Genomic DNA, 454 nt, shown 5'->3' on the forward strand with positions numbered 1-454 from the left:
CGAAGCGATTGGTGAAGAACTTGCCGATCACCGGCAGAATCCTGTCTTCATTGACGCAGCGCGCCCAGCGTTCGATCCATTCGAGATCGAAGCTCTTTCTGCTGCCGTATCTACTCATGCAGTCCTCCTGTCAGTTCGGCAGATGTTTCCAATATTGGCAATGGTTTGCGGGCCGGCCCGTAGACAGCGGTGAACGAGGCCTGGTCTATGGCGACCGGCAAGACTGCGGCGGCGAAGGCGGCGAGATCCGTGTCCGGAGAGATCGACAGTCTCTGTGTCTTGAGGGCGTAGAGGGTGAAGACGTAACGGTGCCGCCGGTCCGGTGGCCAGGGTCCGCCCCAGCCCCTGCCGAAGCCGGGTATCTTGAAGGTGACGAAGTCGGGGTTGAGCTCCACTGCCCCTCTCGGCATGGCAAGGCTGCCGCTGGCCCCTTCGGGCAGGTCACGGATATGGC

The 454-nt window shown here is 61.7% G+C and carries 1 pseudogene; it reads right to left on the minus strand.

Annotated features, from left to right (window positions below):
- Positions 1 to 110: 110 nt before the first annotated feature.
- Positions 111 to 454, minus strand: a pseudogene (locus AC1D0P_RS29405) (hypothetical protein); the annotation flags it as partial.

Source organism: Polaromonas sp. P1_G2, assembly GCF_056405515.1.